The 26,424-nt window shown below is 67.8% G+C and carries 29 protein-coding genes; all 29 read left to right on the forward strand.

Translation table 11 applies throughout. The annotated features are described in order from the left end of the window. The first annotated feature begins 79 nt into the window (after positions 1-79). The 29 genes from rplA (at position 80) to rplF (ending at position 26,423) form a co-directional block, all read left to right on the forward strand. Positions 80-799, forward strand: coding sequence for a 50S ribosomal protein L1 (gene rplA / locus K7472_RS02855; protein WP_222973606.1), 720 nt, complete (start codon positions 80-82; stop codon positions 797-799). Positions 800-977: 178 nt separating this feature from the next. Continuing rightward, positions 978-1,880 (forward strand): SCO4651 family lipoprotein, encoded by a 903-nt coding sequence (locus K7472_RS02860; RefSeq protein WP_222973607.1) that lies wholly within the window; start codon positions 978-980, stop codon positions 1,878-1,880. A 298-nt stretch (positions 1,881-2,178) separates the two neighbouring features. Next, positions 2,179-2,739 carry a 50S ribosomal protein L10 gene (gene rplJ, locus K7472_RS02865; RefSeq protein WP_222973608.1) on the forward strand — a complete coding sequence of 187 codons (561 nt, stop codon included), beginning with the start codon at positions 2,179-2,181 and terminating at the stop codon, positions 2,737-2,739. Between the two features lie 110 nt (positions 2,740-2,849). Further along, the gene (gene rplL / locus K7472_RS02870) at positions 2,850-3,236 is read left to right on the forward strand and encodes a 50S ribosomal protein L7/L12 (RefSeq protein ID WP_222973609.1); all 387 of its coding nucleotides are present in this window, start codon (positions 2,850-2,852) and stop codon (positions 3,234-3,236) included. Between the two features lie 652 nt (positions 3,237-3,888). Further along, positions 3,889-7,374, forward strand: a complete 3,486-nt coding sequence (gene rpoB / locus K7472_RS02875) for a DNA-directed RNA polymerase subunit beta (RefSeq protein WP_222973610.1) — start codon at positions 3,889-3,891, stop codon at positions 7,372-7,374. Between the two features lie 130 nt (positions 7,375-7,504). Further along, positions 7,505-11,404, forward strand: coding sequence for a DNA-directed RNA polymerase subunit beta' (locus tag K7472_RS02880; RefSeq protein WP_222973611.1), 3,900 nt, complete (start codon positions 7,505-7,507; stop codon positions 11,402-11,404). A gap of 293 nt (positions 11,405-11,697) precedes the next feature. Beyond that, complete coding sequence (locus tag K7472_RS02885; RefSeq protein WP_222973612.1) at positions 11,698-12,117, forward strand: hypothetical protein; 420 nt, start codon at positions 11,698-11,700, stop codon at positions 12,115-12,117. A gap of 85 nt (positions 12,118-12,202) precedes the next feature. Further along, positions 12,203-12,721 (forward strand): DUF1707 and DUF4190 domain-containing protein, encoded by a 519-nt coding sequence (locus tag K7472_RS02890; RefSeq protein WP_252395023.1) that lies wholly within the window; start codon positions 12,203-12,205, stop codon positions 12,719-12,721. Positions 12,722-13,249: 528 nt separating this feature from the next. Then, entirely contained in the window at positions 13,250-13,621 is a 372-nt protein-coding gene (gene rpsL / locus K7472_RS02895) for a 30S ribosomal protein S12 (protein WP_014144289.1), read from the forward strand. A 3-nt stretch (positions 13,622-13,624) separates the two neighbouring features. Then, positions 13,625-14,095 (forward strand): 30S ribosomal protein S7, encoded by a 471-nt coding sequence (rpsG, locus tag K7472_RS02900; RefSeq protein WP_222973613.1) that lies wholly within the window; start codon positions 13,625-13,627, stop codon positions 14,093-14,095. Between the two features lie 39 nt (positions 14,096-14,134). After that, positions 14,135-16,237, forward strand: a complete 2,103-nt coding sequence (gene fusA / locus K7472_RS02905) for an elongation factor G (protein ID WP_222973615.1) — start codon at positions 14,135-14,137, stop codon at positions 16,235-16,237. A 222-nt stretch (positions 16,238-16,459) separates the two neighbouring features. Next, a complete protein-coding gene (tuf, locus tag K7472_RS02910; RefSeq protein ID WP_222973616.1) occupies positions 16,460-17,653 on the forward strand; it encodes an elongation factor Tu in 1,194 nt (397 codons plus the stop codon). A 729-nt stretch (positions 17,654-18,382) separates the two neighbouring features. After that, entirely contained in the window at positions 18,383-18,691 is a 309-nt protein-coding gene (rpsJ, locus tag K7472_RS02915; RefSeq protein ID WP_073492397.1) for a 30S ribosomal protein S10, read from the forward strand. Positions 18,692-18,704: 13 nt separating this feature from the next. Then, positions 18,705-19,367, forward strand: a complete 663-nt coding sequence (gene rplC / locus K7472_RS02920) for a 50S ribosomal protein L3 (protein ID WP_222973617.1) — start codon at positions 18,705-18,707, stop codon at positions 19,365-19,367. 8 nt (positions 19,368-19,375) lie between these two features. After that, positions 19,376-20,026, forward strand: coding sequence for a 50S ribosomal protein L4 (gene rplD / locus K7472_RS02925; RefSeq protein ID WP_222973619.1), 651 nt, complete (start codon positions 19,376-19,378; stop codon positions 20,024-20,026). Next, positions 20,026-20,358 carry a 50S ribosomal protein L23 gene (gene rplW / locus K7472_RS02930; protein WP_222973620.1) on the forward strand — a complete coding sequence of 111 codons (333 nt, stop codon included), beginning with the start codon at positions 20,026-20,028 and terminating at the stop codon, positions 20,356-20,358. The genes rplD and rplW overlap by 1 nt, the downstream gene beginning before the upstream one ends. A 47-nt stretch (positions 20,359-20,405) precedes the next feature. Further along, positions 20,406-21,242, forward strand: a complete 837-nt coding sequence (rplB, locus tag K7472_RS02935) for a 50S ribosomal protein L2 (protein ID WP_109451301.1) — start codon at positions 20,406-20,408, stop codon at positions 21,240-21,242. Positions 21,243-21,254: 12 nt separating this feature from the next. After that, positions 21,255-21,536 carry a 30S ribosomal protein S19 gene (rpsS, locus tag K7472_RS02940; RefSeq protein WP_033177798.1) on the forward strand — a complete coding sequence of 94 codons (282 nt, stop codon included), beginning with the start codon at positions 21,255-21,257 and terminating at the stop codon, positions 21,534-21,536. A gap of 46 nt (positions 21,537-21,582) precedes the next feature. Further along, the gene (gene rplV / locus K7472_RS02945; protein WP_109451303.1) at positions 21,583-21,930 is read left to right on the forward strand and encodes a 50S ribosomal protein L22; all 348 of its coding nucleotides are present in this window, start codon (positions 21,583-21,585) and stop codon (positions 21,928-21,930) included. After that, entirely contained in the window at positions 21,930-22,766 is an 837-nt protein-coding gene (gene rpsC / locus K7472_RS02950; RefSeq protein WP_222973621.1) for a 30S ribosomal protein S3, read from the forward strand. The genes rplV and rpsC overlap by 1 nt, the downstream gene beginning before the upstream one ends. A 5-nt stretch (positions 22,767-22,771) precedes the next feature. Beyond that, complete coding sequence (rplP, locus tag K7472_RS02955; RefSeq protein ID WP_109451307.1) at positions 22,772-23,191, forward strand: 50S ribosomal protein L16; 420 nt, start codon at positions 22,772-22,774, stop codon at positions 23,189-23,191. Continuing rightward, a complete protein-coding gene (rpmC, locus tag K7472_RS02960) occupies positions 23,191-23,415 on the forward strand; it encodes a 50S ribosomal protein L29 (RefSeq protein WP_222973622.1) in 225 nt (74 codons plus the stop codon). Before rplP ends, rpmC begins: the two co-directional genes overlap by 1 nt. Then, the gene (gene rpsQ, locus K7472_RS02965) at positions 23,415-23,696 is read left to right on the forward strand and encodes a 30S ribosomal protein S17 (protein WP_222973623.1); all 282 of its coding nucleotides are present in this window, start codon (positions 23,415-23,417) and stop codon (positions 23,694-23,696) included. Before rpmC ends, rpsQ begins: the two co-directional genes overlap by 1 nt. Positions 23,697-23,827: 131 nt before the next feature. Next, the gene (gene rplN / locus K7472_RS02970; RefSeq protein ID WP_109451312.1) at positions 23,828-24,196 is read left to right on the forward strand and encodes a 50S ribosomal protein L14; all 369 of its coding nucleotides are present in this window, start codon (positions 23,828-23,830) and stop codon (positions 24,194-24,196) included. Between the two features lie 3 nt (positions 24,197-24,199). Continuing rightward, positions 24,200-24,523, forward strand: a complete 324-nt coding sequence (gene rplX, locus K7472_RS02975; RefSeq protein ID WP_222973625.1) for a 50S ribosomal protein L24 — start codon at positions 24,200-24,202, stop codon at positions 24,521-24,523. Next, on the forward strand, positions 24,523-25,086 hold the full coding sequence (rplE, locus tag K7472_RS02980) for a 50S ribosomal protein L5 (RefSeq protein WP_222973628.1): 564 nt from the start codon (positions 24,523-24,525) through the stop codon (positions 25,084-25,086). The genes rplX and rplE overlap by 1 nt, the downstream gene beginning before the upstream one ends. Positions 25,087-25,089: 3 nt before the next feature. Next, positions 25,090-25,275, forward strand: coding sequence for a type Z 30S ribosomal protein S14 (locus K7472_RS02985; protein WP_003956452.1), 186 nt, complete (start codon positions 25,090-25,092; stop codon positions 25,273-25,275). A 187-nt stretch (positions 25,276-25,462) separates the two neighbouring features. Beyond that, positions 25,463-25,861 carry a 30S ribosomal protein S8 gene (gene rpsH / locus K7472_RS02990; RefSeq protein ID WP_109451317.1) on the forward strand — a complete coding sequence of 133 codons (399 nt, stop codon included), beginning with the start codon at positions 25,463-25,465 and terminating at the stop codon, positions 25,859-25,861. Between the two features lie 22 nt (positions 25,862-25,883). Then, on the forward strand, positions 25,884-26,423 hold the full coding sequence (rplF, locus tag K7472_RS02995) for a 50S ribosomal protein L6 (RefSeq protein ID WP_109451319.1): 540 nt from the start codon (positions 25,884-25,886) through the stop codon (positions 26,421-26,423). Position 26,424: the final 1 nt, after the last annotated feature.

Here is a 26,424-nt window from a genome sequence, read left to right on the forward strand (position 1 = left end):
CACCCCCCGCCAGACCTTCCGTGGCAGGGCCACGCGCTGGCCCGCACCACGACTCCGAACCACTCCCACAGGAGCAGCAGTGAAGCGCAGCAAGAACCTCCGCGCTGCGGACGCCAAGATCGACCGGGAGCGTCTGTACGCCCCGCTCGAGGCCGTCCGTATCGCCAAGGACACCTCCTCGACCAAGTTCGACTCGACCGTCGAGGTCGCCATGCGCCTGGGTGTCGACCCGCGCAAGGCCGACCAGATGGTCCGCGGCACCGTGAACCTTCCGCACGGCACCGGCAAGACCGCCCGGGTCCTGGTCTTCGCGACCGGTGACCGTGCTGCGGCCGCGGAAGCCGCGGGCGCCGACATCGTCGGCTCCGACGAACTGATCGACGAGGTGGCCAAGGGCCGTCTGGACTTCGACGCCGTCGTCGCCACCCCGGACCTCATGGGCAAGGTCGGCCGCCTCGGCCGCGTGCTCGGTCCGCGTGGCCTGATGCCGAACCCGAAGACCGGCACCGTGACCCCGGACGTGGCCAAGGCCGTGACCGAGATCAAGGGCGGCAAGATCGAGTTCCGCGTCGACAAGCACTCGAACCTGCACTTCATCATCGGCAAGGCGTCCTTCGGCGAGCAGCAGCTCGTCGAGAACTACGCCGCCGCGCTGGACGAGGTGCTGCGTCTGAAGCCGTCCGCCGCCAAGGGCCGCTACATCAAGAAGGCCGCGATCAGCACCACGATGGGCCCCGGCATCCCGGTGGACCCGAACCGCACGCGCAACCTCCTCAACGAGGAGGACCTCGCCGTCTGACGCCCGAGCGAGCTTGCGAGTGAGCAGGAAGACTGCGCGAGCAAGCGAGTGTCGGTCCGACGCCGAGTTCTCTGAACGCGGATCGCTGAGAGGGGTCCGGGGTCTTCCCCGGGCCCCTTTCGCATGCGTTAGCGTCGAAGCGACCTACCGGCACGGGGGCAGCATGGGGGAGGGGCACATGAAGCACGCGAGCGCGATACGCCGCATCGTGGCGGCGACGGCGGTGGTCGCCGCCCTGGGCACCGTCTCGGCCTGCGGCGGCGACGCCAAGGCCGGCCACGCGACGGGCACGGGCACGGCCACGTCGCAAGCGAGGAACGCGGCGTCCACGGACGACCTGACCGCGTTGCGCCAGGTCGTGAAGGCCACCGGTGACGCGCACTCCGCGAAGGTGGAGGGCGACATCACGATGGGCAGCGCGGCGTCGATGTCCGCCGACGGCAAGCTGGACTGGGCGCACGGCCTGACCGGCGACATGACCATGAGCCACATCGGTGGCGCGGTCAGCACGGCCGTCCCCGGCTCGATGAGCGTCCGCTACCTGCCGGACGCCGCCTACGCCGACCTCGGTGCCGCGGCCGCCGCGCAGCTGGACGGCAGGCACTGGGTGAAGTACACCTACGCCGACCTGAGCAAGCTCGTCGGCGCCGGGGCCGGTTCCGACATGCAGCAGCTCATGCGGAACGACGACCCGGTGCACAACGTGCAGTTGCTCCTGGCCTCCGGCACGTTGCACCGCGTCGGCACCGAGACGGTGCGCGGGGTGAGCGCCACGCACTACGAGGGCACCGAGAACACCGCCGGCCTGGCCACCGCCCCCGGTCTGACCGCGGCGCAGCGCCAGCAGCTCCAGCAGCAGCTGAAGCAGGCGGGCGTGACCTCCGGCACCGTCGACCTGTGGGTGGACGCGCACAACCTGCCGGTGAAGGTGGCCACCCGCATGCAGACGTCGCAGGGCACGGTCAGCTCGACGCTGTACTACTCCGACTACGGCGTCGCCGTCTCCGAGACCGCGCCGCCCGCCTCCGACACCGCGGACCTGACCGCGCTGCTGAAGGAGGCGCAGGGCTCGTCGTCCTGAGCCGCCTGCCGCGGGTGCGCCCGGGTGGGGGCGATTTGCCTCCCGCCCGGGCGCTCCCGTACTCTCATCCCGAAGCCAGAGACCGCTGGTCGCCGCCGTGCCCGATTCCGGACGTGGTGGCCGAAGGATCCGCTAGACGCGGACGGCCCGCGCAGGTGTCGTGAGGATGTAGCTCCCGGAGACGGTTCCCGTCGCTGGTCGAGCCCCGCCCCGTGCGCCTGCGCCGGGGCGTTTCGTATGTACTGCCTCCTCCTTCAGTCCGTGCGGTCCGCACACACCCGGAAGGAGGCCGAGGCTCATGGCGAGGCCCGACAAGGCTGCCGCGGTTGCCGAGCTGACGGACAAGTTCCGCAGCTCGAACGCCGCCGTGCTGACCGAGTACACCGGTCTCACCGTGGCGCAGCTCAAGCAGCTGCGTCGTTCGCTCGGTGAGAACGCTCAGTACAGCGTGGCGAAGAACACGCTGTCCAAGATCGCGGCCAACGAGGCCGGGATCACGTCGCTCGACGACCTGTTCGCGGGTTCGACGGCGATCGCCTTCGTCACCGGTGACCCGGTGACCTCGGCGAAGGGACTGCGCGACTTCGCCAAGGAGAACCCCGCCCTCGTCATCAAGGGCGGCGTCATGGACGGCAAGGCGCTGTCCGCCGACGAGATCAAGAAGCTCGCGGACCTCGAGTCCCGCGAGGTGCTGCTCGCCAAGCTGGCGGGTGCCATGAAGGCCAAGCAGTCCCAGGCTGCCGCGCTCTTCCAGGCACTGCCCTCGAAGTTCGTCCGCACCGCGGAGGCGCTTCGTGCCAAGCAGGCCGAGCAGGGCGGTGCCGGTACGCCGGCTCCCGCCGAGGCCGACGCCGAGTAGTTCGCGCGTCGCGTCGCAGCGGGCCCCGTACGAAGTGATGCCGTAAGGCATTCGCCCGCCCCAGCAATCCGTACATCCGGCACCAGCCGATTTAGTGGAAGGACGCCATCATGGCGCAGCTCAGCACCGAAGAGCTCCTCGAGCAGTTCGAGAACCTCACCCTGATCCAGCTCTCCGAGTTCGTGAAGGCGTTCGAGGAGAAGTTCGACGTCACCGCCGCCGCTCCGGTCGCCGTCGCCGCCGCCGGTGGCGCGGGCGCCCCGGCCGCCGAGGCCGCCGAGGAGCAGGACGAGTTCGACGTCATCCTCACCGGCGCCGGCGACAAGAAGATCCAGGTCATCAAGGTCGTCCGCGAGCTGACCTCCCTCGGCCTGAAGGAGGCCAAGGACCTGGTCGACGGCACCCCGAAGCCGGTCCTGGAGAAGGTCAAGAAGGAGGACGCGGAGAAGGCCGCCGAGTCCCTCAAGGCCGCCGGCGCCTCCGTCGAGGTCAAGTGACCCCTCGCGCGACCCGCGTGTCGTGCGTGCCCCGTTCGAGGGGCTGATCAGCCGCAGGGCGGCCACCCGATCGGGTGGCCGCCCTGCGGTGTTCCGGTGGTCCTGCCCGGGCTTGAGTGGCGTTGTCGGTGGGGGCGGGTATGGTGATCTTCGCTGGTTCGCCGAGGGGCTCGGCAGCGGCTCGACGGTGAACCGGCGAGCGGTCCGCCCGGCGGTCCGGCCCCCCCGGCGGGACGGCCGGTGTGAGGATCTCCGACGGGCCGGGGCCTTGACGAACCGCACGCGGCGCGCAATTCTCAGGACGCGTCGTGAAGCGGTCGGTGCCGCCAGGCATGGATCGCGGCCGATGCGGGAATGACTGAGGTCGAAGCGCAGGACGAAGCCGCGGGACCTGGTCGAGTGCCGGTTCCGCCGGATGACGAGGGGGAGATGATTCGGTCCCCGAATCTCTGCTCTGGACATCAGTGTGCCAAGTGGCTACACTGACCCTTTGCGCTGCCTGTTAGCTGTTGCCTGGCCCGTCACCAGGGACAAGCACCACGTCTGAGCACTGAACCGACATGGAGACATCCCCTCATCCGGGACGTCGCCTGTGTGCTCAGGGGGGACCGGTACGCGCGTAGTGAGTCCGAGCCCTCGGAAGGACCCCCTCTTGGCCGCCTCGCGCAACGCCTCGACTGCCAATACGAACAACGGCGCCAGCACCGCCCCGCTGCGCATCTCTTTCGCGAAGATCAAGGAACCGCTGGAGGTTCCGAACCTTCTCGCACTGCAGACCGAGAGCTTCGACTGGCTGCTCGGCAATGCCGCCTGGAAGGCTCGCGTCGAGGCGGCGCTGGACAGCGGACAGGACGTCCCCACCAAGTCCGGTCTGGAGGAGATCTTCGAGGAGATCTCCCCGATCGAGGACTTCTCCGGGTCGATGTCGCTGACCTTCCGCGACCACCGCTTCGAGCCGCCGAAGAACTCCATCGACGAGTGCAAGGAGCGCGACTTCACGTACGCGGCCCCGCTCTTCGTCACCGCCGAGTTCACGAACAACGAGACCGGCGAGATCAAGTCCCAGACGGTCTTCATGGGCGACTTCCCGCTCATGACCAACAAGGGCACCTTCTGCATCAACGGCACCGAGCGTGTCGTCGTCTCGCAGCTGGTCCGCTCGCCGGGCGTCTACTTCGACTCCACCATCGACAAGACGTCCGACAAGGACATCTTCTCGGCCAAGGTCATCCCCTCCCGCGGTGCCTGGCTGGAGCTGGAGATCGACAAGCGCGACATGGTCGGTGTCCGCATCGACCGCAAGCGCAAGCAGTCGGTCACCGTGCTGCTGAAGGCGCTGGGCTGGACCACCGAGCAGATCCTCGAGGAGTTCGGCGAGTACGAGTCGATGCGCGCCACCCTGGAGAAGGACCACACCCAGGGCCAGGACGACGCGCTGCTCGACATCTACCGCAAGCTGCGCCCGGGCGAGCCGCCGACGCGTGAGGCCGCCCAGACGCTGCTGGAGAACCTCTACTTCAACCCCAAGCGCTACGACCTGGCCAAGGTCGGCCGCTACAAGGTCAACAAGAAGCTGGGCACCGAGACCGGCCTCGACGCCGGTGTGCTGACCGTCGAGGACATCCTCGCGACGATCAAGTACCTGGTGAAGCTGCACGCGGGCGAGACCGAGACGGTCACCGAGGGTGGCCAGAGCGTGGTCGTCGAGGTCGACGACATCGACCACTTCGGCAACCGCCGTCTGCGCAACGTCGGCGAGCTCATCCAGAACCAGGTCCGCACCGGCCTGGCCCGCATGGAGCGCGTCGTCCGCGAGCGGATGACCACCCAGGACGTCGAGGCGATCACGCCGCAGACCCTGATCAACATCCGGCCGGTCGTCGCCTCCATCAAGGAGTTCTTCGGCACCAGCCAGCTGTCGCAGTTCATGGACCAGACCAACCCGCTGTCGGGCCTGACCCACAAGCGCCGCCTCTCCGCGCTGGGCCCCGGTGGTCTGTCCCGTGAGCGGGCGGGCCTGGACGTCCGTGACGTGCACCCCTCGCACTACGGCCGCATGTGCCCGATCGAGACGCCGGAAGGCCCGAACATCGGTCTGATCGGCTCGCTCGCCTCGTACGGCCGGGTCAACGCGTTCGGCTTCATCGAGACCCCGTACCGCAAGGTCGTCGACGGCACGGTCACCGAAGAGGTGCACTACCTGACCGCCGACGAGGAGGACCGCTTCCTGATCGCGCAGGCCAACGCCGCGCTGAACGACGAAGGCGTGTTCACCGAGGGCCGCGTCCTGGTCCGCCGCCGCGGCGGCGAGGTCGACCTCGTGCCGGCCGACGACGTGGACTACATGGACGTCTCGCCGCGCCAGATGGTGTCGGTCGCGACCGCCATGATCCCGTTCCTGGAGCACGACGACGCCAACCGCGCGCTCATGGGCTCCAACATGATGCGCCAGGCCGTGCCGCTGCTGAAGTCGGAGTCGCCGCTGGTCGGCACCGGCATCGAGTACCGCGCCGCGGTCGACGCCGGTGACGTCATCACCGCGGAGAAGGACGGCGTGGTCCAGGAGGTCTCCGCCGACTACATCACCGTGGCCAACGACGACGGCACGTACACCACGTACCGGGTCGCCAAGTTCTCCCGCTCCAACCAGGGCACGTCCTTCAACCAGAAGGTCGTCGTGGACGAGGGCGCCCGCGTGGTGGCCGGCCAGGTGCTCGCCGACGGTCCCTCGACCGAGCAGGGCGAGATGGCGCTCGGCAAGAACCTGCTGGTCGCGTTCATGCCGTGGGAGGGCCACAACTACGAGGACGCGATCATCCTGTCGCAGCGCCTCGTGCAGGACGACGTCCTGTCCTCGATCCACATCGAGGAGCACGAGGTCGACGCCCGCGACACCAAGCTGGGCCCCGAGGAGATCACCCGGGACATCCCGAACGTCTCCGAGGAGGTCCTCGCCGACCTCGACGAGCGCGGCATCATCCGCATCGGTGCCGAGGTCGTCGCCGGCGACATCCTGGTCGGCAAGGTCACCCCGAAGGGCGAGACCGAGCTGACCCCGGAGGAGCGGCTGCTGCGCGCGATCTTCGGCGAGAAGGCCCGTGAGGTCCGCGACACCTCGCTGAAGGTGCCGCACGGCGAGACCGGCAAGGTCATCGGCGTGCGCGTCTTCGACCGCGAGGAGGGCGACGAGCTGCCGCCGGGCGTCAACCAGCTGGTCCGCGTCTACGTGGCCCAGAAGCGCAAGATCACCGACGGTGACAAGCTCGCCGGCCGCCACGGCAACAAGGGCGTCATCTCCAAGATCCTGCCCGTCGAGGACATGCCGTTCCTGGAGGACGGCAGCCCGGTCGACATCATCCTGAACCCGCTGGGCGTCCCCTCCCGGATGAACCCCGGCCAGGTCCTGGAGATCCACCTGGGCTGGCTCGCCAAGCAGGGCTGGGACGTCTCGGGGATCGCGGAGGAGTGGGCCAGCAGGCTCGACGCCATCGGCGCCGGCCAGGTCGAGCCCGACACCAACGTGGCCACCCCGGTCTTCGACGGCGCCCGCGAGGACGAGATCGCCGGTCTCTTCGAGGCCACGGTCCCCAACCGCGACGGCGACCGCATGGTCCTGCCCTCCGGCAAGGCCCGGCTTTTCGACGGCCGCTCCGGCGAGCCGTTCCCGGAGCCGATCTCGGTCGGCTACATGTACATCCTCAAGCTGCACCACCTGGTGGACGACAAGCTGCACGCCCGCTCCACCGGTCCGTACTCGATGATCACCCAGCAGCCGCTGGGTGGTAAGGCCCAGTTCGGTGGCCAGCGCTTCGGCGAGATGGAGGTCTGGGCCCTGGAGGCCTACGGCGCCGCCTACGCCCTCCAGGAGCTGCTGACCATCAAGTCGGACGACGTCCTCGGCCGCGTCAAGGTCTACGAGGCCATCGTCAAGGGCGAGAACATCCCCGAGCCCGGCATCCCCGAGTCCTTCAAGGTGCTCATCAAGGAGATGCAGTCGCTCTGCCTCAACGTGGAGGTGCTGTCCAGCGACGGTATGTCCATCGAAATGCGTGACACCGACGAGGACGTCTTCCGCGCCGCGGAAGAGCTGGGTATCGACCTGTCCCGGCGCGAGCCGAGCAGCGTCGAAGAGGTCTGACGGGTTGCCGGCCGGGCCTCCACCGAGGAGGAGGCCCGGCGGCGCTCCCGGACCCGTTCAGACCATGATTGAGACACGACCCCGACAGCGTCTGTGTGTCGGGTAACCACGAAGGTGGGATTGACGACAAGTGCTCGACGTCAACTTCTTCGACGAGCTGCGGATCGGCCTGGCCACCGCGGACGACATCCGTCAGTGGTCGCACGGCGAGGTCAAGAAGCCTGAGACCATCAACTACCGCACGCTCAAGCCCGAAAAGGACGGACTCTTCTGCGAGAAGATCTTCGGCCCCACCCGGGACTGGGAGTGCTACTGCGGCAAGTACAAGCGCGTCCGCTTCAAGGGCATCATCTGTGAGCGCTGCGGCGTCGAGGTGACCCGCGCCAAGGTGCGCCGTGAGCGGATGGGCCACATCGAGCTGGCCGCCCCCGTGACCCACATCTGGTACTTCAAGGGCGTTCCGTCGCGGCTGGGCTACCTGCTCGACCTCGCCCCGAAGGACCTGGAGAAGGTCATCTACTTCGCCGCCTACATGATCACGTGGGTGGACGAGGAGCGCCGCACGCGCGACCTGCCGTCCCTGGAGGCCCAGGTCTCCGTGGAGCGCCAGCAGGTCGAGCAGCGTCGCGACGCCGACGTCGAGGCCCGCCAGAAGAAGCTGGAGGCGGACCTCGCGGAGCTGGAGTCCGAGGGCGCCAAGGCGGACGTGCGCCGCAAGGTGCGCGAGGGCGCCGAGCGCGAGATGAAGCAGCTGCGCGACCGCGCCCAGCGCGAGATCGACCGCCTCGACGAGGTGTGGAGCCGCTTCAAGTCCCTCAAGGTCCAGGACCTGGAGGGCGACGAGCTGCTCTACCGCGAGCTGCGCGACCGCTTCGGCACCTACTTCATGGGCGGCATGGGTGCCGCGGCGCTGCAGAAGCGCCTGGAGTCCTTCGACCTGGACGAAGAGGCCGAGAAGCTCCGCGAGATCATCCGGACCGGCAAGGGCCAGAAGAAGACCCGCGCGCTCAAGCGCCTCAAGGTCGTCTCCGCGTTCCTGCAGACCCGCAACAGCCCCAACGGCATGGTGCTGGACTGCGTCCCGGTCATCCCGCCGGACCTGCGTCCGATGGTGCAGCTGGACGGTGGCCGCTTCGCGACCTCCGACCTGAACGACCTGTACCGCCGTGTCATCAACCGCAACAACCGCCTCAAGCGGCTCCTGGACCTCGGTGCCCCCGAGATCATCGTGAACAACGAGAAGCGCATGCTTCAGGAGGCCGTCGACGCGCTCTTCGACAACGGCCGCCGCGGCCGCCCGGTCACGGGCCCCGGCAACCGTCCGCTGAAGTCGCTGTCCGACATGCTCAAGGGCAAGCAGGGCCGCTTCCGCCAGAACCTGCTGGGCAAGCGCGTCGACTACTCGGCCCGTTCCGTGATCGTCGTCGGCCCGCAGCTGAAGCTGCACCAGTGCGGTCTGCCCAAGGCGATGGCGCTGGAGCTGTTCAAGCCGTTCGTGATGAAGCGCCTGGTGGACCTCAACCACGCGCAGAACATCAAGTCGGCCAAGCGCATGGTCGAGCGCGGCCGCACCGTGGTGTACGACGTCCTCGAAGAGGTCATCGCCGAGCACCCGGTGCTGCTCAACCGCGCGCCGACCCTGCACCGCCTCGGCATCCAGGCCTTCGAGCCGCAGCTGGTCGAGGGCAAGGCCATCCAGATCCACCCGCTCGTGTGCACCGCGTTCAACGCGGACTTCGACGGTGACCAGATGGCCGTGCACCTGCCGCTGTCCGCGGAGGCGCAGGCCGAGGCCCGCATCCTGATGCTGTCCTCGAACAACATCCTCAAGCCCGCCGACGGCCGTCCGGTGACGATGCCGACGCAGGACATGGTCCTGGGTCTGTTCTTCCTCACCACGGACGAGGCGGAGCGCGAGGTCAAGGGCGAGGGCCGGGCGTTCGGCTCGGTCGCCGAGGCGATCATGGCCTTCGACGCCCGCGAGCTGTCGCTCCAGGCGAAGGTGGACATCCGCTTCCCCGTCGGCACCATGCCGCCCCGCGGCTGGGAGCCGCCGGCGCGCGAGGAGGGCGAGGAGCCCTGGCAGCCGGGCGACCCGTTCCGTCTGCGCACCTCGCTGGGCCGCGCGCTCTTCAACGAGCTGCTGCCCGAGGACTACCCGTTCGTCGACTACTCGGTGGGCAAGAAGCAGCTCTCCGAGATCGTCAACGACCTGGCCGAGCGCTACCCCAAGGTCGCCGTCGCGGCGACCCTGGACAACCTCAAGGCGGCCGGTTTCTACTGGGCGACCCGTTCCGGTGTCACCGTCGCCATCTCCGACATCGTCGTGCCCGAGGCCAAGAAGGGCATCCTTGAGGGCTACGAGGCGAAGGACGAGAAGGTCCAGAAGCAGTACGAGCGCGGCCTGATCACGAAGCAGGAGCGGTCGCAGGAGCTGATCGAGATCTGGACCAAGGCGACCAACGAGGTCGCCGCGGCCATGAACGACAACTTCCCGAAGACCAACCCGATCTTCATGATGGTCGACTCGGGTGCCCGCGGAAACATGATGCAGATGCGTCAGATCGCGGGTATGCGAGGCCTGGTGTCGAACGCCAAGAACGAGACGATCCCGCGTCCGATCAAGGCGTCCTTCCGCGAGGGCCTGACCGTGCTGGAGTACTTCATCTCCACCCACGGTGCCCGTAAGGGTCTGGCCGACACCGCGCTGCGTACCGCCGACTCGGGTTACCTGACCCGTCGTCTGGTGGACGTCTCGCAGGACGTGATCATCCGCGAGGAGGACTGCGGCACCGAGCGCGGCCTGAAGCTGTCGATCGCCGAGCGCGGCGAGGACGGCGTGCTGCGCAAGGCCGGTGGCGTCGAGACCTCGGTGTACGCGCGCAGCCTGGCCGAGGACATCGTGGTCGACGGCAAGGTGCTGGCCCCGGCCGGCACCGACCTGGGCGACGTGCTCATCGACCAGCTGGTCGCGCACGGCATCGAGACCGTCAAGACGCGGTCCATCCTCACCTGCGAGTCCGCCGTCGGCACCTGCGCGATGTGCTACGGCCGTTCGCTGGCCACCGGCAAGCTGGTGGACATCGGCGAGGCGGTCGGCATCATCGCCGCCCAGTCGATCGGTGAGCCCGGCACCCAGCTGACGATGCGTACCTTCCACACCGGTGGTGTGGCGGGTGACGACATCACCAAGGGTCTGCCGCGTGTCGTCGAGCTGTTCGAGGCCCGTACCCCCAAGGGTCTGGCGCCGATCAGCGAGGCGGCGGGCCGGGTCCGCATCGAGGAGACCGAGAAGACCCGCAAGATCGTCGTCACTCCGGACGACGGCAGCGACGAGATCGCCTACGGCGTCTCCAAGCGCGCCCGTCTGGAGGTCGCCGAGGGCGACCACGTCGAGGTCGGCCAGAAGCTGATGGCCGGCACCGAGAACCCGCACGACGTGCTGCGGATCCTCGGTCAGCGCGCGGTGCAGATCCACCTGCTCGGTGAGGTCCAGAAGGTCTTCAACTCGCAGGGTGTGTCGATCCACGACAAGCACATCGAGATCATCATCCGGCAGATGCTGCGCCGGGTGACGATCATCGAGTCCGGCGACGCGGAGCTGCTGCCGGGCGAGCTGGTCGAGCGCGGCCGCTTCGAGTCGGAGAACCGCCGCGTGGTCGCCGAGGGCGGTCACCCCGCCTCCGGCCGTCCGCAGCTGATGGGTATCACCAAGGCGTCGCTGGCCACCGAGTCGTGGCTGTCGGCGGCCTCCTTCCAGGAGACGACCCGGGTGCTCACCGACGCGGCGATCCACGCCAAGTCGGACTCGCTGCTGGGCCTGAAGGAGAACGTCATCCTCGGTAAGCTCATCCCGGCCGGTACGGGCCTGTCCCGCTACCGCAACATCCGGGTCGAGCCGACCGAGGAGGCCAAGGCCGCGATGTACTCGGCCGTCGGCTACGACGACATCGACTACTCGCCGTTCGGCACCGGCTCCGGCCAGGCCGTCCCGCTGGAGGACTACGACTACGGGCCGTACAACGCCTGAGTCCCTCCTGGCACAGCACGCTGACGAGGCGGCCGTCCCCTTCGGGGGACGGCCGCCTCGGTCGTGTCCGGGGGTGCCCCTCGTGTTCGGGGTGCCGGCCGTACCGGACGGGGCCGTCGTACCGGCGGGACCCGCGGCCGGAGGCTTTGCGAAACGAATCCGTACCGCATCCGTCGTACGAACGGCCGGGGAAAACCGTCCGTACCGCCGATTCGCGTGGGTCGGGGCGTGGGGGAGGCTGAGGTGTTCCCCCTGAGCGGCGTGCGGTGAGGATGGCGATGATGGGCTGCCCCATGGACTCGGAGCGCCTGGCGCCCCTGATCGCGGTGACGCCCGCGGTCGTCGCCGGGCCGCTCGGGTTCCGGGCGGCGCGGGGGACCGGGGGACGGGCGGCGCTCGAAGTGCTGGACGGGGACGAGGTGATCGGCGCCTACGTCGACACCGCGTTCACCGCGAGCGTGCTGGGGGCGTTGCGCGGGCGGGGCTGGGCGGTCGTCTGGGGCCGGGTCGCGCGGGACGGGGAGCCGCCCGCGGTGGTGTTCACCGGGTCCGGCCGGCGCAGGCGGGCGACCGGCACGCCCGCGGCGGTGGTCCGGGTGGGGGAGCGCTTCTGGGTGGCGTCCGCGTCCGGTGAGCACCGGGTGGCCACCGTGTCCGACGGCGCGCGGGCGCAGGAATGGCGGCTGGGACCGTACGGGAGCAGCGCGGCCTGATCGCGCGGCAACCTCCCGCGACCGTCCCGCGTCCAGCAATATAGGGGGGTAGCGGATCCCTGACGCGGGGGAGGCGGTCGGCGGAATGGCGAACAACGGAGGGTTCCCCTCCTGGGACAGTACGCACCAGTCGATGATGCGCGCGGGGCACGTCGACCGTGAGCGCACGGTGGACCTGCTCAAGGCGGCGTTCACCGAGGGCAGGCTCGGCCAGGACGAGTACGAGCAGCGGGTGGCCGCCGCGTACCGGGCGCAGACCTACGGGGAGTTGGGCGCGCTGGTGGCCGACGTGCCGCAGGGCCCGGTGCCGATGCAGCCCCCGATGGCGCCGCCGTACCCGGTGGCCCCGATGCCCGCGACCTTCCTGCCGGTACCGCGTCGGCCGACCAACGGGCTGGCGGTGGCCTCGCTGCTGTGCGGCCTGGGCGGCCTGTTCCTCGTGGTCCCGACGGTCCCGGCGATCGTGCTGGGCCACGTGGCGCGGGGCCAGGTGCACCAGCGCAAGGAGGCCGGCGAGGGCATGGCCACCACGGGCCTGGTCCTCGGCTGGCTGGGCGCGGTGTTCTGGACGCTGGTGATCATCGTGTCGGTCGCGGGAGCCTGAAACGGCGGGCGCGGGGGGCGGAGCGCCGGGGAGCGGGGTGCCCGGGCGCGGGCGCCGGAGCGCCGGGGACGCTCGGACCGTGGGGCGCCGGGGACGCTCGGCCCCGGGTGCCGTGTGAAAGTGCCGTATCACCGTGTGAACGCCGCGTCCCGCGCGGTGGACACCGTCTTCCCCCGCGCTCGCGCGGGCGTTACCGTGGGCTCGCGTGCCCGTGGCCCGGCGTGTCCTTCGCGTGTGCATTTGTTTTGACCGGAGCCGATGCGCTAGGTACGCTCTGACCTTGTGCCTGGGGTGTCCCCGGGTCTTTGTGCGTGCGCCCTCGGCCTCCGGCCGGGCGGCACTCCTCTCGTACAGGACACCGAGACTGCGGCATCCAGACGATGTGCGCCTACCCGCTCGCGGGTATCCGCGAAGTCTCCGACACACCCGACCGCGTGGGTCGGGGAACGTGGCGGTGACCAGCGTGAACGGCCAGCAAACACCCCAGGTTAGCTTTAACGAGATCGGCACACAGAAACCGGAGAAGTAGTGCCTACGATCCAGCAGCTGGTCCGCAAGGGCCGGCAGGACAAGGTCGAGAAGAACAAGACGCCCGCACTGAAGGGTTCCCCTCAGCGCCGCGGCGTCTGCACGCGCGTCTACACGACCACCCCGAAGAAGCCGAACTCGGCCCTGCGTAAGGTCGCGCGTGTGCGTCTGACCAGCGGGATCGAGGTCACCGCTTACATCCCGGGTGAGGGCCACAACCTGCAGGAGCACTCGATCGTGCTCGTGCGCGGCGGTCGTGTGAAGGACCTGCCGGGTGTCCGCTACAAGATCATCCGCGGTTCGCTCGACACCCAGGGTGTCAAGAACCGCAAGCAGGCCCGCAGCCGCTACGGCGCCAAGAAGGAGAAGTAAGCCATGCCTCGTAAGGGCCCTGCCCCGAAGCGGCCGGTCATCGTCGACCCGGTCTACAGCTCCCCGCTTGTCACGTCGCTGGTCAACAAGGTCCTGCTGAACGGCAAGCGCTCCACCGCCGAGCGCATCGTCTACGGCGCCCTCGAAGGCCTGCGGGAGAAGACCGGCAACGACCCGGTCATCACCCTCAAGCGCGCGCTGGAGAACATCAAGCCGACTCTTGAGGTGAAGTCCCGCCGCGTCGGTGGCGCCACCTACCAGGTGCCGGTCGAGGTCCGCCCCGCTCGTGCGTCGACGCTGGCGCTGCGCTGGCTGGTCGGCTACTCCCGTGCCCGTCGCGAGAAGACCATGACCGAGCGCCTCATGAACGAGCTGCTCGACGCGTCCAACGGTCTTGGCGCCTCCGTCAAGCGCCGCGAGGACACCCACAAGATGGCCGAGTCCAACAAGGCCTTCGCGCACTACCGCTGGTAGTCGCTACCCCTATCGAGACCGAGAGAAGACTGAAGCCTTATGGCTACCACTTCACTTGACCTGGCCAAGGTCCGCAACATCGGGATCATGGCCCACATCGACGCGGGCAAGACGACCACCACCGAGCGGATCCTGTTCTACACCGGTGTCTCCTACAAGATCGGTGAAGTCCACGACGGCGCTGCCACCATGGACTGGATGGAGCAGGAGCAGGAGCGCGGCATCACCATCACGTCGGCCGCGACGACCTGTCACTGGCCGGTCGACGGTGTCGACCACACCATCAACATCATCGACACCCCGGGCCACGTCGACTTCACCGTCGAGGTGGAGCGCTCGCTGCGCGTCCTCGACGGTGCCGTGACGGTGTTCGACGGTGTCGCCGGTGTGGAGCCGCAGTCCGAGACCGTCTGGCGTCAGGCCGACCGCTACAACGTCCCGCGCATCTGCTTCGTCAACAAGCTGGACCGCGTGGGCGCGGAGTTCCACCGCTGCGTCGACATGATCGTCGACCGGCTCGGCGCCGTGCCGCTGGTCATGCAGCTGCCGATCGGTGCCGAGGCGGACTTCCGCGGCGTCGTCGACCTGGTCCGCATGAAGGCCCTGGTGTGGTCCGAAGAGGCCGCCAAGGGCGAGATGTACGACACGGTCGACATCCCGGACTCGCACGCCGAGGCTGCCGAGGAGTACCGCGGCAAGCTGCTCGAGACCGCGGCGGAGTGCGACGACGAGCTGATGGAGCTGTACCTGGAGGGCCACGAGCCCACCGAGGAGCAGCTGATCGCCGGCATCCGCCGCGCGACCATCGCCTCGAAGCTCACGCCGGTCTTCTGCGGCACCGCGTTCAAGAACAAGGGCGTGCAGCCCCTGCTCGACGCGGTCGTCAAGTACCTGCCGTCCCCGATCGACGTCGAGGGCGTCACCGGCCACAAGGTCGGCGACGAGGAGACCGAGATCTTCCGGAAGGCCTCGGAGGACGAGCCGTTCTCCGGCCTGGCGTTCAAGATCGCGAGCGACCCGCACCTGGGCAAGCTCACCTTCGTCCGCGTGTACTCCGGCCGCCTGGAGTCCGGCACCCAGGTGCTGAACTCCGTGAAGGGCAAGAAGGAGCGCATCGGCAAGATCTACCGGATGCACGCGAACAAGCGTGAGGAGATCCCGGGCGTCGGTGCCGGCGACATCATCGCCGTCATGGGCCTGAAGGACACCACCACCGGTGAGACCCTGTGCGACGCGCAGAACCCGGTCATCCTGGAGTCGATGAACTTCCCGGCCCCGGTCATCCAGGTGGCCATCGAGCCGAAGTCCAAGGGCGACCAGGAGAAGCTCGGCATCGCGATCCAGCGACTCGCCGAGGAGGACCCCTCCTTCCAGGTGCACACCGACGAGGAGACCGGTCAGACGATCATCGCGGGCATGGGCGAGCTCCACCTCGACGTGCTGGTCGACCGCATGAAGCGCGAGTTCCGCGTCGAGGCGAACGTCGGCAAGCCGCAGGTCGCCTACCGCGAGACGATCCGCAAGGCCGTCGAGCGCATCGACTACACGCACAAGAAGCAGACTGGCGGTTCCGGCCAGTTCGCGAAGGTGCAGATGGCCATCGAGCCGCTCGAGGGCGACGGGTACGAGTTCGAGAACAAGGTCACCGGTGGCCGCATCCCGCGGGAGTACATCCCGTCCGTGGACGCGGGTTGCCAGGAGGCCATGGAGTTCGGCGTGCTGGCCGGCTACCCGCTGACCGGTGTCAAGGTGGTACTGCTCGACGGTGCCTACCACGACGTCGACTCCTCCGAGCTCGCCTTCAAGATCGCCGGTTCGATGGCGTTCAAGGAGGGTGCTCGCAAGGCCAGCCCGGCTCTGCTGGAGCCGATGATGGCCGTCGAGGTCACCACGCCCGAGGACTACATGGGCGATGTCATCGGTGACATCAACTCGCGCCGTGGCCAGATCCAGGCCATGGAGGAGCGCAGCGGTGCTCGGGTCGTCAAGGCCCTCGTCCCGCTGTCGGAGATGTTCGGCTACGTCGGCGACCTGCGGAGCAAGACCTCCGGCCGTGCCAGCTACTCCATGCAGTTCGACTCCTACGCCGAGGTTCCGCGGAACGTCGCAGAGGAGATCATCGCGAAGGCCAAGGGCGAGTAAGGGACTCCGTTCTCGGAGACCCTGGCAAGCCTTAGGCTTGACGGCAGGCAGTCCGGGGCATACCGCCGCAAACCGTAAGGTTGTGGCGGGTGTCCCGGCCGCCGGCACCTAAATCCGCGGGTTGGTCACAGCAAGGCCCTTCGGGGTCCTCGCCAACCCGGCAACGATCACCTGGCGGCATACGGCGTATGGCGCACAGACTCAGTCCACAGGAGGACCCCAGTGGCGAAGGCGAAGTTCGAGCGGACTAAGCCGCACGTCAACATCGGCACCATCGGTCACATCGACCACGGTAAGACCACTCTTACCGCGGCGATCACCAAGGTGCTGCACGACGCGTACCCGGACCTGAACGAGGCCTCGGCCTTCGACCAGATCGACAAGGCTCCCGAAGAGCGCCAGCGCGGTATCACCATCTCCATCGCGCACGTCGAGTACCAGACCGAGTCGCGTCACTACGCCCACGTCGACTGCCCCGGTCACGCGGACTACATCAAGAACATGATCACCGGTGCCGCTCAGATGGACGGCGCGATCCTCGTGGTCGCGGCGACCGACGGCCCGATGCCGCAGACCAAGGAGCACGTGCTCCTGGCCCGCCAGGTCGGCGTTCCCTACATCGTCGTCGCCCTGAACAAGGCCGACATGGTGGACGACGAGGAGATCCTGGAGCTCGTCGAGCTCGAGGTCCGCGAGCTGCTCAACGAGTACGAGTTCCCCGGCGACGACTGCCCGGTCGTCCAGGTCTCGGCTCTGAAGGCGCTCGAGGGCGACAAGGAGTGGGGCGAGAAGCTCCTCGGCCTGATGAAGGCCGTCGACGAGAACATCCCGCAGCCCGAGCGTGACGTCGACAAGCCGTTCCTGATGCCGATCGAGGACGTCTTCACGATCACCGGTCGCGGCACGGTCGTCACCGGCCGTATCGAGCGTGGTGTCCTCAAGGTCAACGAGACCGTCGACATCATCGGCATCAAGCAGGAGAAGACCACCACCACGGTCACCGGCATCGAGATGTTCCGCAAGCTGCTCGACGAGGGCCAGGCCGGTGAGAACGTCGGTCTGCTGCTCCGCGGCATCAAGCGCGAGGACGTCGAGCGCGGCCAGGTCATCATCAAGCCGGGCTCGGTCACCCCGCACACCGAGTTCGAGGCCCAGGCCTACATCCTGTCGAAGGACGAGGGTGGTCGCCACACCCCGTTCTTCAACAACTACCGCCCGCAGTTCTACTTCCGTACGACTGACGTGACCGGTGTCGTGACCCTCCCCGAGGGCACCGAGATGGTCATGCCGGGCGACAACACCGAGATGACGGTCCAGCTGATCCAGCCGGTCGCCATGGAGGAAGGCCTGAAGTTCGCCATCCGTGAGGGTGGCCGGACCGTGGGCGCCGGCCAGGTCACCAAGATCATCAAGTGACCTCGCGCTGACGCTGGTCGAGACCCCGTTCACCCCTTCGAGGGTGAGCGGGGTCTCGCCTTTCGGCTGCGGTTCTCTAGGGGGTGCGGGGGCTGTTCTTTTGAGGAGTGCGGGGGCTGTTCTTTCAAGGGGCGCGGGGGGTGTTCTTTTAGGGGCGCGGGGAACTGCGCGCGCAACCGACCACCGGTCGGTGGCCGCCCACCGACCGCAGCAACGACGGCGATTGGCCCCCTGCCGCCCGGTATGTGGCTGGTCGCGCAGTTCCCCGCGCCCCTGAAGGAAAACAGCCCCCGCGGTCCATCAAAGAACGTCCCCCGCGGCCCTTCAAAGAACATCCCCGCAGCCCCGAAGGGCGAAGGGGCGGGTGCGGTCGTCAACCTCGCGGGGGCCCGATTAGCCCGAGTGGCCAACGGTATGGCACACTGTCCAGGTTGCTCGGTTGAGTGCCGATGCTGCGCGCCTCCCGTCGGGAGGACCGGAAGCGAGTCCCACAGTACTCGTCGCCCCTCATCAGGGGCGGACGTACGGGAATCTTCCGGGAAGCGTCGCGCGGGGCTCACCAGGCGCCCGGTGGATGTCTTCCCCAACCTCCTGACAAGGGAATTCCGCATGCGGATTTTTCCTGACGGGGGCGCGACACGCCCGACCGCGTGGGTCAGCGAGAAGCGGCAGGGAAGCGCCATTCGCCGGAGCCCAGAGCGTTACGAGAGACAGGACTACGGAGTAGCCATGGCGGGACAGAAGATCCGCATCCGGCTCAAGGCCTACGACCACGAGGTCATCGACTCCTCGGCGAAGAAGATCGTCGAGACGGTGACCCGCACTGGTGCGCAGGTCGCGGGCCCGGTGCCGCTGCCCACTGAGAAGAACGTGTACTGCGTCATCAAGTCGCCGCACAAGTACAAGGACGCGCGCGAGCACTTCGAGATGCGTACGCACAAGCGCCTCATCGACATCCTCGACCCCACGCCGAAGACGGTTGACTCGCTGATGCGTCTCGACCTGCCGGCCGGCGTCGACATCGAGATCAAGCTCTGAGGTGACGCGCGAGATGGCCAAGCAGCAGAAGACTGCCAAGCAGATCAAGGGCGTCCTGGGCGAGAAGCTCGGCATGACCCAGGTCTGGGACGAGAACAACCGTGTCGTCCCGGTGACCGTGGTCAAGGCCGGCCCCTGTGTCGTCACCCAGGTCCGCACGGGCGACGCCGACGGCTACGAAGCCGTCCAGATCGCCTTCGGCGAGATCGACCCGCGCAAGGTGAACAAGCCCCTCAAGGGCCACTTCGCCAAGGCCGACGTCACCCCGCGCCGCCACCTGGTGGAGCTGCGGACCTCCGACGCCAGCGAGTACACGCTCGGCCAGGAGATCACCGCCGCCGCCTTCGAGGCCGGCGTCAAGGTCGACGTGACCGGCAAGAGCAAGGGCAAGGGCTTCGCCGGTGTCATGAAGCGTCACAACTTCAAGGGCCTCGGCGCCGGACACGGCACCCAGCGCAAGCACCGCTCGCCCGGTTCCATCGGCGGCTGCGCCACCCCGGGCCGCGTGTTCAAGGGCCTGCGCATGGCGGGTCGCATGGGCAACGAGCGGGTCACCACCCAGAACCTGACCGTCCACGCCGTTGACGCGGAGAAGGGTCTGCTGCTCATCAAGGGCGCGGTTCCCGGTCCGAACGGCGGCCTCGTCCTGGTCCGTACCGCGGCCAAGGGGGCCTGAGGTAACCCATGAGCACCATTGACATCCTTTCGCCGGCCGGCGACAAGGCCGGGACCGTCGAGCTCCCCACGGAGATCTTCGACGCGAAGGTCAGCGTTCCGCTGATCCACCAGGTCGTCGTCGCCCAGCTGGCCGCTGCCCGTCAGGGCACGCACAAGACCAAGACCCGTGGCGAGGTCCGCGGCGGTGGCAAGAAGCCGTACCGCCAGAAGGGCACCGGCCGCGCCCGTCAGGGCTCGACCCGCGCGCCGCAGTTCGCCGGTGGTGGCGTCGTGCACGGTCCCGTGCCGCGTGACTACTCGCAGCGGACCCCCAAGAAGATGATCAAGGCCGCCCTGCGTGGCGCCCTGACCGACCGCGCGCGTCACAGCCGCATCCACGTCGTGTCCGGCGTCGTCGAGGGTTCCGCCCCGTCGACCAAGGACGCCAAGGCGCTGCTGGGCAAGATCAGCGAGCGCAAGAACGTCCTGCTGGTCGTCGAGCGTGCCGACGAGCTGTCGTGGCTTTCCGCCCGCAACCTGCCCCAGGTCCACATCCTGGAGGCCGGTCAGCTGAACGCCTACGACGTGCTCGTCTCCGACGACGTGGTCTTCACCAAGGACGCCTTCGACCGCTTCACCGGTAACGGCGCCGCCGAGACCGAAGGGAGCGCCGCCTGATGAGCGAGGCGACTGCGACCACCGTCACCAGCAAGACCTTCACGGACCCCCGTGACGTCCTGCTCAAGCCGGTGGTTTCCGAGAAGAGCTACGCGCTGCTCGACGAGAACAAGTACACCTTCGTCGTCGACCCGCGTGCCAACAAGACCCAGATCAAGCAGGCCGTCGAGGCGGTCTTCTCGGTCAAGGTCACCGGGGTCAACACGATCAACCGGCAGGGCAAGCGCAAGCGCACCAAGACCGGTTTCGGCAAGCGCAAGGACACCAAGCGCGCCATCGTGACCCTCGCCGAGGGCGACCGCATCGACATCTTCGGCGGCCCGGTCTCCTAACGGGGATCGGAACGTCCAGAAGTCCGGAATCTTCCGAGGACTGAGAAATGGGTATCCGCAAGTACAAGCCGACGACTCCTGGCCGTCGTGGCGCCAGCGTCGCCGACTTCGTCGAGATCACGCGGTCCACGCCGGAGAAGTCGCTGGTCCGCCCGCTGCACAGCAAGGGCGGCCGTAACAACGCCGGTCGTGTGACCGTCCGTCACCAGGGCGGCGGCCACAAGCGCGCCTTCCGTGTGATCGACTTCCGTCGTCACGACAAGGACGGTGTGCCGGCCAAGGTCGCGCACATCGAGTACGACCCGAACCGCACCGCCCGCATCGCGCTGCTGCACTACGCGGACGGCGAGAAGCGCTACATCCTGGCCCCGGCCAAGCTGGCCCAGGGCGACCGCGTGGAGAACGGCCCCGGCGCCGACATCAAGCCGGGCAACAACCTCCCGCTGCGCAACATCCCGGTCGGTACCACGATCCACGCGATCGAGCTCCGCCCGGGCGGCGGCGCCAAGATGGCCCGTTCCGCGGGTGCGTCGGTGCAGCTGCTGGCGAAGGAGGGCTCCATGGCCACCCTTCGTATGCCGTCCGGCGAGGTTCGCATGGTCGACGTCCGCTGCCGCGCCACCGTTGGCGAGGTCGGCAACGCCGAGCAGTCGAACATCAACTGGGGCAAGGCCGGCCGCATGCGCTGGAAGGGCGTCCGCCCGACCGTTCGTGGTGTCGCGATGAACCCGGTTGACCACCCGCACGGTGGTGGTGAGGGCAAGACCTCCGGTGGTCGCCACCCGGTCAGCCCGTGGGGTCAGAAGGAAGGACGTACTCGCCGGCCGAAGAAGGCCAGCGACAAGCTCATCGTCCGCCGCCGCAAGACGAACAAGAAGCGCTAGGAGCGGGTTTAGATGCCGCGCAGTCTCAAGAAGGGGCCCTTCGTCGACGACCACCTCATCAAGAAGGTGGATGTCCAGAACGAAGCCGGCACCAAGAACGTCATCAAGACCTGGTCCCGCCGCTCCATGATCATCCCGGCCATGCTGGGCCACACGATCGCGGTGCACGACGGCCGCAAGCACGTCCCGGTGTTCGTCACCGAGTCGATGGTCGGCCACAAGCTCGGCGAGTTCGCGCCGACCCGCACCTTCCGCGGCCATGAGAAGGACGACCGCAAGTCGCGTCGTCGCTGATCTGCGGAGATAGCGAAGACCAATGACTGACACCGAAGGGACAACCATGGAAGCCAGGGCCCAGGCGCGGTACATCCGCGTCACGCCCATGAAGGCCCGCCGGGTGGTGGACCTCATCCGTGGCATGAACGCCACGGAGGCTCAGGCGGTCCTGCGATTCGCTCCGCAGGCCGCGAGCGTGCCGGTGGGCAAGGTGCTGGACAGCGCCATCGCCAACGCCGCGCACAACTACGACCACACCGACGCCGGTTCGCTGTACATCAGCGAGGCGTACGTGGACGAGGGTCCGACCCTGAAGCGGTTCCGGCCGCGTGCCCAGGGCCGTGCCTACCGGATCCGTAAGCGGACCAGCCACATCACCGTGGTCGTCGCCAGCAAGGAAGGGACCCGGTAATGGGCCAGAAGGTTAACCCGCACGGGTTCCGGCTCGGCATCACCACGGACTTCAAGTCCCGGTGGTACGCCGACAAGCTGTACAAGGACTACGTCAAGGAAGACGTCGCCATCCGCCGGATGATGACGCAGGGCATGGAGCGGGCCGGCATCTCCAAGGTGGAGATCGAGCGTACCCGTGACCGCGTCCGCGTCGACATCCACACCGCCCGGCCGGGCATCGTCATCGGCCGTCGCGGCGCGGAGGCCGACCGTATCCGCGGCGACCTGGAGAAGCTGACCGGCAAGCAGGTCCAGCTGAACATCCTCGAGGTCAAGAACCCGGAGACCGACGCTCAGCTGGTGGCCCAGGCCGTCGCCGAGCAGCTGGCCTCCCGCGTCTCCTTCCGCCGTGCCATGCGCAAGAGCATGCAGGGCACCATGAAGGCCGGCGCCAAGGGCATCAAGATCCAGTGCGGTGGCCGTCTCGGCGGCGCCGAGATGTCCCGCTCGGAGTTCTACCGCGAGGGCCGGGTTCCGCTGCACACGCTGCGGGCCAACGTGGACTACGGCTTCTTCGAGGCCAAGACCACCTTCGGCCGCATCGGCGTGAAGGTGTGGATCTACAAGGGCGACGTGAAGAACATCGCCGAGGTCCGCGCCGAAGGCGCCGCCGCCCGCGCGGGCAACCGCCCGTCGCGTGGTCCCGGTGGCAGTGACCGTCCGCAGCGCCGCGGTGGCGAGCGCGGCGGCCGTGGCCGCAGGCCGCAGCAGTCCGGTGAGGCCCAGGCTCCCAAGGCCGACGCTCCCGCCGCCGCTGAGGCCCCGGCCCCGGAGACCACCGGAACGGAGGCCTGACCCCCATGCTGATCCCCCGTAGGGTCAAGCACCGCAAGCAGCACCATCCGAAGCGCGACGGCATGGCCAAGGGCGGCACCGAGCTGGCGTTCGGTGAGTACGGCATCCAGGCCGTCACCCCGGCCTACGTGACGAACCGGCAGATCGAGTCCGCTCGTATCGCCATCACCCGTCACATCCGCCGTGGCGGCAAGGTGTGGATCAACATCTACCCGGACCGTCCGCTGACCAAGAAGCCGGCCGAAACCCGCATGGGTTCCGGTAAGGGCTCTCCCGAGTGGTGGGTCGCGAACGTCAAGCCCGGTCGGGTGATGTTCGAGCTGTCTTTCCCGAACGAGAAGGTTGCGAAGGAGGCGCTGACCCGCGCCGCCCACAAGCTTCCGATGAAGTGCCGGATCGTCCGGCGCGAGGCAGGTGAGTCGTGATGGCGGCCGGTACCACGGCGTCCGAGCTGCGCGAGCTGAACAGCGAGGATCTCCTCGGCAAGCTCCGTGAGGCGAAGGAGGAGCTGTTCAACCTCCGCTTCCAGGCGGCCACGGGACAGCTCGAGAACAACACCCGTCTCAAGGTTGTCCGCAAGGACATCGCCCGGATCTACACCCTCATGCGTGAGCGTGAGCTCGGCATCGAGACGGTGGAGAGCGCCTGATGAGCGAGAAGAATGTGACTGAGACGAACACCCGCGGCTTCCGCAAGACCCGCGAGGGTCTGGTCGTCAGCGACAAGATGGACAAGACCGTCGTCGTCGCCGTCGAGGACCGCGTCAAGCACGCGCTGTACGGCAAGGTCATCCGCCGTACCAACAAGCTCAAGGCGCACGACGAGCAGAACGCCGCCGGTATCGGCGACCGCGTCCTCCTGATGGAGACCCGGCCGCTGTCCGCGACCAAGCGCTGGCGCGTCGTCGAGATCCTCGAGAAGGCCAAGTAATTCCCGTAGGGAATTCCGAAGCGACAATGCATCCCTGAGGGTTTTTCCTCAGGACCGTTCCGTCAGGCTCGGTCGGGGGCCGCGCAAGTGGCCCCCGCACCGGGAACCGACGCGACAATCAGGAGATAGACGTGATCCAGCAGGAGTCGCGACTGCGTGTCGCCGACAACACTGGTGCCAAGGAGATCCTTTGCATCCGTGTTCTCGGTGGCTCCGGTCGCCGCTACGCGGGAATCGGTGACGTCATCGTCGCCACCGTCAAGGACGCGATCCCCGGTGGCAACGTGAAGAAGGGCGAGGTCGTCAAGGCGGTCATCGTCCGCACCGTCAAGGAGCGGCGCCGTCCCGACGGCTCGTACATCCGGTTCGACGAGAACGCCGCGGTCATCCTCAAGAACGACGGTGACCCCCGCGGCACCCGTATCTTCGGGCCCGTCGGGCGCGAGCTGCGTGAGAAGCGGTTCATGAAGATCGTTTCTCTCGCGCCGGAGGTGCTGTAACCGATGAAGATCAAGAAGGGCGACCTGGTCCAGGTCATCACCGGCAAGGACAAGGGCAAGCAGGGCAAGGTCATCCAGGCCTTCCCCCGCGAGGACCGCGTCCTGGTCGAGGGTGTCAACCGGGTCAAGAAGCACACCAAGGTCGGCCAGACCGCGCGTGGGTCGAAGACCGGCGGCATCGTGACCACCGAGGCCCCCATCCACGTCAGCAACGTGCAGCTCGTCGTGGAGAAGGACGGCAACAAGGTCGTCACCCGCGTCGGCTACCGCTTCGACGAGGACGGCAACAAGATCCGCGTTGCCAAGCGGACCGGTGAGGACATCTGATGACTGCCACCACTGCTACGTCCCCGCGCCTGAAGCAGCGCTACCGCGAAGAGATCGCGGGCAAGATGCGTGACGAGTTCAGCTACGAGAACGTCATGCAGATCCCGGGTCTCACCAAGATCGTGGTCAACATGGGTGTGGGCGACGCCGCCCGCGACTCCAAGCTGATCGAGGGCGCGATCCGCGACCTCGCCACGATCACCGGTCAGAAGCCGGCCGTGACCAAGGCCCGCAAGTCCATCGCGCAGTTCAAGCTGCGTGAGGGTCAGCCGATCGGTGCCCACGTCACCCTTCGCGGTGACCGCATGTGGGAGTTCCTGGACCGCCTGCTGTCGCTCGCGCTCCCGCGCATCCGCGACTTCCGCGGTCTGTCGCCGAAGCAGTTCGACGGCCGGGGCAACTACACCTTCGGTCTCACGGAGCAGGTCATGTTCCACGAGATCGACCAGGACAAGATCGACCGCGTCCGGGGTATGGACATCACCGTGGTCACCACGGCGACCAACGACGACGAGGGCCGTGCCCTGCTGCGTCACCTCGGCTTCCCGTTCAAGGAGGCGTGAGCCGTGGCGAAGAAGGCTCTCATTGCCAAGGCCGCTCGCAAGCCCAAGTTCGGCGTGCGCGCGTACACCCGCTGCCAGCGCTGCGGTCGTCCGCACTCCGTCTACCGCAAGTTCGGCCTGTGCCGTGTGTGCCTCCGTGAGATGGCGCACCGCGGTGAACTGCCGGGCGTGACCAAGAGCTCCTGGTAACCGGAGCCCTGACAGCCATAGGTGGGCGGGTAGCCCTCCTCTCTCCCGTAAGGTAGAGGGGTTGGGCGCCCGCCGCCCATGACCATCACTACGCCGAAGGTCCCCGCGCCCACCCGTCCCCACGCAGTTGGTTGGGGGAGAGGGACGCGCATACAGGAAACCGCGGCGAGAGAGGCCACAGGCCATCATGACCATGACCGACCCCATCGCAGACATGCTCACGCGTCTGCGGAACGCGAACTCGGCCTACCACGACGACGTCGTGATGCCGTTCAGCAAGATCAAGTCGCACATCGCGGAGATCCTCCAGCAGGAGGGTTACATCACCGGCTGGAAGGTCGAGGACGCCGAGGTCGGCAAGAACCTCATCCTCGACCTGAAGTTCGGCCCGAACCGCGAGCGCTCGATCGCCGGCATCAAGCGGATCAGCAAGCCGGGTCTGCGGGTCTACGCAAAGTCCACCAACCTGCCGAAGGTGCTCGGCGGCCTGGGCGTGGCGATCATCTCCACGTCGCAGGGTCTGCTCACCGGCCAGCAGGCCGCCAAGAAGGGCGTAGGCGGGGAAGTCCTCGCTTACGTCTGGTAACTCGGGAAACGGAGGTTTAGCCATGTCGCGTATTGGACGGCTGCCCATCCCGGTTCCCGCCGGCGTGGACGTCACCATCGATGGCCGCACGGTCCAGGTGAAGGGTCCCAAGGGCTCCCTCTCCCACACCGTGGCCGCACCCATCGAGATCGCCAAGGGCGAGGACGGCACCCTCGTGGTGTCCCGCCCGAATGATGAGCGTCAGTCGAAGGCCCTGCACGGCCTGTCGCGCACGCTGGTGGCGAACATGATCACCGGCGTGACCGCGGGCTACAGCAAGGCGCTCGAAATCAGCGGTGTCGGCTACCGCGTCCAGGCGAAGGGCTCCAACCTGGAGTTCTCCCTGGGGTACAGCCACCCGATCCTCGTTGAGGCCCCTGAGGGCATCTCCTTCAAGGTCGAGTCGCCCACCAAGCTCAGCGTCGAGGGCATCGACAAGCAGAAGGTCGGCGAAGTCGCCGCGAACATCCGCAAGCTGCGCAAGCCCGACCCCTACAAGGCCAAGGGCGTGAAGTACGCGGGCGAGGTCATCCGCCGCAAGGTCGGAAAGGCTGGTAAGTAAG

This window comes from Streptantibioticus parmotrematis (assembly GCF_019890615.1).
Lineage (GTDB): Bacteria > Actinomycetota > Actinomycetes > Streptomycetales > Streptomycetaceae > Streptantibioticus_D > Streptantibioticus_D parmotrematis.